We start from the raw sequence: 8,891 nt of genomic DNA, 5'->3' as shown, positions 1-8,891 counted from the left end.
ACGCCGAGCAATGCGGACGTGGGCAGTCATGCGGTGAGCTTAAAAGCGACCGATGCGGGCAGCTTAACGGCAGAGCAGAGCTTTACGCTGGTGGTGAGCAACGTCAACGATGCACCAGTTATTTCTGGTACACCTAGCATTAAAGTTGAGGAGGATACTGCTTATAGTTTTGTGCCTGTAGCGAAAGATGAAGATGAAGATGATTCTTTAACTTTTAATATTGTTAATAAACCCTCATGGGCTGATTTCAATTCTGCTACCGGGGCATTAACTGGAACTCCTTCAAATGACGATGTTGGTATTACGACAGGTATTTTGATCTCAGTTTCTGATGGTGCGATTCAAGTTGATTTTCCTGTATTTGATATCGAAGTTGTCAATGTAAATGATGCGCCAGTGTTTGATTCTATGCCTGTTATTGAAGCAATTTCGATGGCTCCGTATCAGTATCAAGTTGTCACCTCGGATATAGATTTAGATAGTGAACTAACTGTTGCGCTTGAGTCTGCACCCAATTGGTTGGAGTTAACTGCAAGTAATAAGTTGGTAGGTACTCCTCCTTTAGATGCTGCTGACTCCTCTTTCAGTGTGGTGTTAAGTGTTACTGACGGGATTATAGACACTCCTGTGTTGCAAGAGTTTACTCTGGTTGTTAAGCAGGCTACTGAGACAAGTGTTGCGTTTAAGTTCTACTTTTCACCCGGTACAGCGACTGTTGATCAAAATGTCAATTTGATGATTGAGGTGACCAATATTGGCTATGCCCCATTGAAGGGATTAGATTATCAAATACACATAGATCCTGAGTTGAACAGTACAAAATTACCCTCTATTTGTAGTGAAATCACTGTTGGACTAGTAAGCTGTCATCTTGCTGATGATCTTGCTATTGGTATGACAGATACCCGTGCTATTGAACTTAACGTAGTTTCTGTTGAAACTGGTTTTACAAATGCGTCAATAGATCTGAGCGCCAATAATCTGGTTGATGCAGTTATACCTAAGAGCGCGAGTCTTTTATTAGCGAATACTTTGTCTGCCTTGTCTGGGCAAGTAATCACAAGCGTTCCTGCTGATACTGGTGTTATTGCGGATATAAATGGTGATGGACTGAATGACCTATTGGTGTATTTGCCATTAGAACAGTCAATACAATTAATGATCAATGACGGTGCAGGAATGCTAGTTTCGACTAACAAGCTAGTCATGAGCCAATTTGTTAGTTCTATGGCAGTTGCTGATCTTAATGGTGATGGAGTTCCTGATATTGTCACTATAGGAGGAAAAAACGGTGGGAATAGAGCTTATATTTTAGATGCTGACTTAAACGTACTGTTTGAAGATGCATTGGATGCAGTAATTGCCGACCTCATCTTAATTACTGATCTCGACTCTGATGGTGACCCTGAGGTTATTTTAGGAGGAGTCAATCAACCTACAATTGCCTTGTATTCTCACGTTGGGTCAGGCGAAATAGGATTACAGTTACTCAATGTCACAGTACCTTTTAATCTTGATACTAAAGTTACACAAGCACTTTCAAGCTCTATTCTAAATGTAACTGATACACCCACGTTACTATCCAGTAATAGTGGCGGTGTTAGCTCTATGGCTATAGTGAAAACAATGCTTGGCAATCAGCTTATTGTCTTCATTGAGGGTGAAGCTCCGATCCTTTACCAATATATTGATGATTATTGGGAAGGTGAAAAGGTCGCTTCGTTAAGTTCTGATGTGACACGTGTGGTGGCAACTGATATTAATGCTAATGGCCAAGCAGATCTATTCGTGTTCGATAAGAAAGGTTGGCACCTTATTTTAGATGCGCTTGGTGCCGAAGCCGTTCATAGTTCTGTTGCATTTCCATTTGTAGATAACCTAGTTGTTGTTGATCTTGAGGGAGATGGTATCGCTGAGATACTGTTACAGACATCGAGTGGTGTCAGTATTTGGCATTATCACAGTGTGAATGATATTCGGCCTGATGATGCGTTAATCGTGAGTAAGAATATTGCCCATATAGAACTCGTTGACCTCGATAACGACGGCGATTTAGATATTGTCGTATTTGATACTCAAGTGGGAGTGTCTATTTGGTATGTAAGCTCTACTGGTGCCATTGGACGTCAGGATGTTGATTTAGCTTTATTTGCAGATAGTACTTCGTTTCCAAAATTGAAAGAAGCGTCCATAGTCACTTGGACTGTTCAGAATAAGGGCATAGGGCAAGCAACAGAAGTTACGCTCGAGGTTACTTTAGACAGCCAATTACATTTGACTCAAATAGCACCCGGTTGTTCACTGTCAGATCTGGTTCTAAGGTGTTCAATCGGCACGTTAGCTGTTGGTGAGAGCCGTACTATCGAGATATGGGTGACTCCATTTATCAGTGGCAATTTGCGTATGAACGGTAGTGTTAATAGTCTTGAACATGATGTGAGCACCACTAATAATCAGCGTGAATTACAGTTAAATGTTATTTCACCTAAAGAGAATAACAGTGGTGGTAGTGTTCCATGGTGGGCGGTCGTTATCTTGATGCTGTTCATGCTGAGGAATAATATTTATTTTAAATTAAGACTTTAATAATAAAGTAACGATAAGTATACGGGGCTGTTAGGCTCTGTATATTTAGGTTTATGGAAGTAAAGTTATAGTTAAGGGATTTGTAATGGGAATAAAAAACTTTAGTTTTAGTGTAGTCACATTGAGCATTTCATTATTATCGTTCAATACCCTTAGTGAGTCACAGGTTTCATCTACATTACAAGATGACGGATTATTAAAGTTAATGGGAAAGTTGGAGTCAGTTAGAGATCCTAAATGTCACGCCACTGCTACACGATTAGAAGGGCTTATTTACGGGACACCGCTCAGTGAGGAAGCGCGATATATCAAAGCTGAATATCAAAAGCGACTTATTCGCAGTATTTGGCTTAAAACTGCAGACGCGAATCCAAAAGCCAACAGTCTAACACTAATGCAGATCAAAAATGTTGTTTCTGATTTATTTGAAACAAAGGAGCAGTCTTCAAAGTGGTTAATTAAGACGCCTAATAAAATAGTGGAAGTTGAAGCGAGAGATAAGAAACATTATGGTTCTATCGCTTACAGTTTCAGGGCTATGTTAGCAGTACAGCAAGATGCCTTGCTTGACTTAGATGTTAATTTACCACCTCTTGCAGATGATGCGATTCAATTTATTACCCAAGAGATCGATCTTGTAACTTTGTCTGTATTAAAACAAGCTGACCAATTAGCACGCAATCAGGATCAATATACTGTATCCGTACAAAATATTTCTGATAGCTGGTTAAGTTTATTCCCCGAAATAACGCTTAGTGCGGTGATTAATACCGCTTCGAAAGATATAAAAACGCAAAGTCAATCGTCCAAGTCAATTGTTAAAACAGGCATGTTAAATGAGCTAGTTGACTTAAAAATCAACGCATTTCAGCAGTATAATCAAGTAAGCAGCACTCTTTTTGCTCGTAATTTACAAGTCTATTTTGCTAAGCTCGCATTACCTAAAGACTCACTACAAGCAACAGAGTTTAAAAAGTACTTCACTGAGGCTATGGTCGCTTTTTCGGCGAATTTTTATTTGTTGGCTCAGTCGCAAGTCACTGATGGAAAAGTAATCCGCGAAGTGGATGTGGCAAAAGCTGTAGATAAAATTTTACCCCATAGAGTTAACGAATATGAAGATGTCATTTTTTTTCCCAATTATCCATTAGCTCAACAAGTCGATATCGAAGCTTATGATATGGATTCTTTTCGCGACTCAGGGTTACATTGGCTATATCTTAAAGATGCACTCGCCGATCTTGGCGATAGAGTAACGCTTGAAGCCGATCCTTACGCAGCAGAGTTGTTGACAGAGGCAATAGCCCACTATGGTGTGTTACTGCTTCGAACAGCTGGCAATGAGGGTAAGCTACTTAATCAAACTGAGTTGCACTCAGATTTAGTGACCGCAGCTTATGAGAAGATTAATAAAGAAGTCGATTCTTACCATCAATACCAACCAAAACCTGCTATCGAACCTGTCATTAATTCAGCTGATAACACCGAAGAGGTTACGAATCATTATTTTAAAAATGTAACAGACAAGCAGAAAATTAATGCGGAGCATAGATCTTCTGACTGGTTGAGCCGTCAACTACGTAGTTATCTGAGCAAAGATGCCACAACTGGGATCAGTACAATCCCCCCTGCATTTGGTGGGGGCGGAGTCGCAGCAGAAGATCTGAATGCCGATGGACTGGCTGATATTTTAATACTAAGTGGATTGGGAAATAAACTGTATTTGAATCGTGGTAGCTATTTTGAAGATGTTACAGCGACTTCTGGTTTGAGTAATGTTAGTCAGCGTAAGCCCACACAGGGGAAAACAGGCCTAGCGGGGGAGCCACGTCAACCTTTGATTGCTGATTTCGATAACGATGGAGATCAAGATATTATGATCACCTATGTTGATGAGCCACATCGAATTTATAGCAATAATGGTGATGGTACATTTGTTGAAATGACCACAAAAGCACAATTAGGTGGGGCAGGACATGTGGGAGGACCTGCGACGACTCTTGATGTTAATAATGATGGGTTACTTGATATATACATTGAATATTTTGGTAATTATTTGAAGGGCGATTTACCCACGTTAAAACGTCGCAATAATAATGGTGATGCTAACGAGCTATTTATCAATAAAGGTAATTTCGTATTTGAAAAGGCCAAGGATGCTCTTGGAGCTAATAATACTGGCTGGGGGCAAGCTGTTACGCATACTGATTTGAACATGGATGGTTGGCAAGATCTTATTGTAGGCAATGATTTCGGTGTTAATGCCTACTACCTTAATCAACAAGGAAAAGCATTTGTGGATTATGCTCCCCAACTAGGAACCGATAAACCATCTTATACTATGAATCTCAGTCTGAGTGATCTTAATGGTGATGGTATTGCTGATATTTATGTTTCTAATATTGTTACTATGAATAAAGATCAAAAATATGTGTTACCAAGTGAAGATACAAAGGCTGAGTTTAATCCTGATAAATTAGCTAATATGCGAGTTGTGGAAGGAAATGATTTATTTATTTCTAAACTAACGAACAAGGGGGCTTTACATTATCAGCCTAGCAAAAAAGTGGGCCGTGGCTACTCATCTACAGGATGGGCATGGGATGCTGATTTTTTTGATGTGGATAACGACGGTGATGAAGACTTGTATGTGCTAAATGGTATGAATGATTATTATGTGTATTCATCTCAGAATCCTTATTATTTTGACCCAAATACGGGGGAGAATATGACTGGATATTTTCCTGATGCATCTAAGGCAAGTAATGTTTTTTTTCTAAATACCAATGGTGGTCTGGCAAATATGTCAGCTCAGAGTGGTTTAGATATAATCGCAAATTCACGTTCGGCAGCTTATCTTGATTTTGATAACGATGGCGATCTAGATGTCATAGTGAACAATTATCATGATAAAGCACAGCTATTTGAGAATCAGGCTAATACTCTTAATAATCATTGGTTGAAGATCCGTTTAATTGGTTCACCTGAAAATGGCGTTAATTTAGATGGGATTGGTGCTCAAATTATCGTGGGGTATGGTGATAAGGGGTATAGCTGGCGGCAAGTGTCGGGTAGTCAAGGGTATATGTCAGTGCACCCGAAAGAACAATCCATCGGTCTTGGCAAAGCAACTCTAGCTAAAGTGGTTATCATTTGGCCCAATGGTAAACGTCAAGGGTTAGATAATGTAAAAGCTAATCAATCCTACACTATTAAATATGAGGCGAAAGCTGTTCAGTGATGCGTTTATTTCTGCTATCGATAGTGCTGTTGAGTTACAGCGCTATCGCCGATAGTTATTCTTCACTTTTTGAAGCTAGGCGTGGTTGGTTCAATGAGCGGAATATTCTCGATAGCGCGATCAAAAAAAATGGGCAACCCAAATACGTTAATTCGTTAATTGCTGCTGAATCACCCTATTTACTGAGTCATTCGCTACAACCTGTCAATTGGTTGCAGTGGCAAGCCAGTTTTGAGCAAGCGTTTGCGAGTGAGAATAAACTGATATTTATTTCTATCGGCTACGCAACTTGTCATTGGTGTCATGTGATGGCACAGGAAAGCTTTAATTCTGAAGCTGTGGCGGCCATGCTAAATCGACATTTTGTGAGCATTAAAGTCGACCGTGAACAATGGCCATTGGTCGATAACCGTTACAAGCTTGCTTTAGAGCTTTTAAAGGGGGAGGCCGGGTGGCCAATCAATGTGATCTTAACGCCGCAAGGTAAGGTCATCTGGGCGGACTCTTACCTTCCCGAAAGCCAGTTTGTTAAAGTGATTAGCGCCCTAGGTCAGCGGTGGCAAACAAGCCCTGAATCTTTGCTCGCTGTCGCGGATAGAATATCGGCACAGTTAGCGACACCTTTTAATCCCGTGAGCCCTAATCATTTAGATCCAAATGTTGTCATTCGTGAGCTCAATGCTAAACGGTTAAAGACTTTGGCGGATGAAGCTCGTCGTAGTGGTCCAAGATTCCTTCGAGAATATTGGTTGTTGGGATTATTAGAACAATATCTTGCCTATGGTGATGAGCGCATTATTGATGTAGTAACACAGCATGTTGACACTATTTTATTGAGCCCAACTTATGATGCCATCGAGGGCGGTTTTCATCGTTATGCTGTAGATGGATTGTGGCAACAACCTCATTTTGAAAAGATGCTTTACACACAAGCATTTATGGTCAAAGTACTTGCGCGCCTCTACCTCATTACGGCTAAACCTCAGTATCTGTCAGCGATGGAGCAAACGATCAACTGGGTTGACAGTTTCTTATATCAACCCTATGGCCGCTCATCTGCAATGTCAGCTATTTCTGATGGCGGAGAGGGAAGTTATTACCGTTTTATTGAGACTGACCAAGCATTATTATCAGATGCAGGGTTTAATTTTTATGCCAATAGTCAGCCGAATTTAGTGGCATTAGCGAATTTAGATATGGATTGGCGCGATAATCAATGGCACCGGAAATTGGTCGCGTTACGCCATCAAAATGTTGCGCCCTTGGTCGATGAGAAAATTATCGTCAGTTGGAATGCGATGTATATTGATGCATTGGTTGATGCTTATCAGGTGACGAATAATGAGCAATTCTTAGCGACAGCCTCAGACATTGCCGATCAACTTTGGCTGATGGCGCGTCGTAATAATAAGCTGCACCGAATTGTTTTCCAAGGACGAGCCAGCATTGAGGCTACTTCTGAAGATTATGCTTGGTTTGCCAAAGCATTACTTAATTTGAGTCTCTATAAAACACAGTATCAATCTAATCTTGTCCAACACACTTCGGCTGAACATGCTAATAGGTTTTCTATTAGAGAACGAGCAGTTTGGTTGTTGGATGCATTGGTTAAAGATTATCGCTTTGAAACGTTGCTAAAATTGAGTAACGATGGGGAGTTACCGTCGGTCTACTCGAGCGTTTATCAAGCGATGGCTTTAGGGCGCAGGAGCTTGGGCAGCAGGGAATATCGAACGATTGCGGATCAACTGATAAAGAATCATAGCTCGAAATCCGATGATATCGAAGGCAATTATAGTTTTTGGGCGGCGGCCGCACAGCAAACGGATAGCCCAGTTTTGCGAGCATCTTATTTTGCGAAAGGACATGGAAAGGTTTCACTGGTTCGTCGTGGGGACCATATGGAGGTTAAACTCGATTTAGAGTCTGGTTGGCATGTAAATGCAAATCCTAGTACCAATGAAAAACTGATAGCGACTGAAGTTGAAGTGGTAGGCGATGCTGCAGCTTTTAAGATAGGCTATCCCAGCCCACAGCTTAAGCAACTAGGTTTTAGTCAGTCACTCTTGAAGTTATACGACGATCAAACAAGCATTCTTTTACGCCCGACGTCTTCTTCATCAGTGAACATATCTGGCCCTACCAAGGTGAAAGTACGACTACAAGCCTGTTCAGACAAGCTCTGCTTATTACCTGAAACTATTATCTTATTGCTTTAATTGAGATGTTGTATACATGGGTGATGTGGCCTAACAATATTGGTCAGGCATTAATACATTCTCGTGTTCGCCACCAATGGAGTTTATTCAAACCAATATTGTGGGAACATACACGCTGCTCTAGGCATGCCGTGGCTACTATCAAGCTTTAGAACAAAAAACAACAGCACTGTTTTCGATTACATCATATTTCTACCGATGAGGTTTATGGCTCCCTTGGTGAGACGAGGTTATTTAGTGAAATCAGCGCCTATGATCTCAGTTCTCCCTATTCTGCTTGCAAGGCTTCGGCGGATCATCTGGTTCGTGCTTGGCATCGCACCTATGGATTACGGATAATTATTACTAACTGTTCTAATAATTATGGCCCTGTTCAATATCCTGAAAAGCTAATCCCTTTAATGGTGAATAATGCGTTATTGGGAAAACCACTACCCATTTACGGCAATGGCCCGCAGGTGCGGGATTGGTTATATGTCGATGATCATGTTAAGGCGTTATTTTTAGTCGCGACAGAGGGGCTGCTTGGGGAGACCTATAATATTGGTGGCTCAAATTAATGCACTAATCTTGTTGTGGTGCAGTTAATTTGCGATTTCTTAGAAGAACTTGCATGGATTTAGAATCTAGGGTGTTGCAGCACAACTGCTAGATCCTTGCTGCTACGGAACGTCACTGCGTGACTTACGGTTTACAGTACGGGCTTCGCTCTGACGGTGAGTGAGCTTGTGAGTCCCGCAATCTGTCCACCGTAAGCTCAGCATCTCGTTAGCCGTGAACAAAGTGTCGTAATCTAAGATCACTGCTTTACGTCATATTTCAAACCTAAACGGGACTAAGGGTAA

General features: G+C 41.0%; 3 protein-coding genes and 1 pseudogene. All 4 read left to right on the top strand.

Annotated elements, in window-relative coordinates:
- Nucleotides 1-2,586 (top strand): FG-GAP-like repeat-containing protein (locus Q4Q52_RS22050; RefSeq protein ID WP_311991685.1); only part of this gene is annotated, 2,586 nt, incomplete at its 5' end.
- A gap of 85 nt (nt 2,587-2,671) precedes the next feature.
- Nucleotides 2,672-5,827 (top strand): CRTAC1 family protein, encoded by a 3,156-nt coding sequence (locus Q4Q52_RS22045; protein WP_311991684.1) that lies wholly within the window; start codon nt 2,672-2,674, stop codon nt 5,825-5,827.
- Complete coding sequence (locus tag Q4Q52_RS22040) at nt 5,827-8,046, top strand: DUF255 domain-containing protein (RefSeq protein ID WP_311991686.1); 2,220 nt, start codon at nt 5,827-5,829, stop codon at nt 8,044-8,046. The genes Q4Q52_RS22045 and Q4Q52_RS22040 overlap by 1 nt, the downstream gene beginning before the upstream one ends.
- A 61-nt stretch (nt 8,047-8,107) precedes the next feature.
- Nucleotides 8,108-8,603, top strand: a pseudogene (locus tag Q4Q52_RS22035) (dTDP-glucose 4,6-dehydratase); the annotation flags it as partial.
- Nucleotides 8,604-8,891 lie beyond the last annotated feature (288 nt).

The organism is Shewanella sp. SP1S2-4 (assembly GCF_031932075.1).
GTDB classification, from domain to species: domain Bacteria; phylum Pseudomonadota; class Gammaproteobacteria; order Enterobacterales; family Shewanellaceae; genus Shewanella; species Shewanella baltica.
Note: the sequence above shows the minus strand (reverse complement) of the source record. Positions and strands in the feature narration are given on the sequence as shown.

Excerpts from the sequence above, each read along its gene's own strand:
- Q4Q52_RS22045 (WP_311991684.1), top strand. The coding sequence starts at position 2,672 with ATGGGAATAAAAAACTTTAGTTTTAGTGTAGTCACATTGAGCATTTCA.
- Q4Q52_RS22040 (WP_311991686.1), top strand. The coding sequence starts at position 5,827 with ATGCGTTTATTTCTGCTATCGATAGTGCTGTTGAGTTACAGCGCTATC.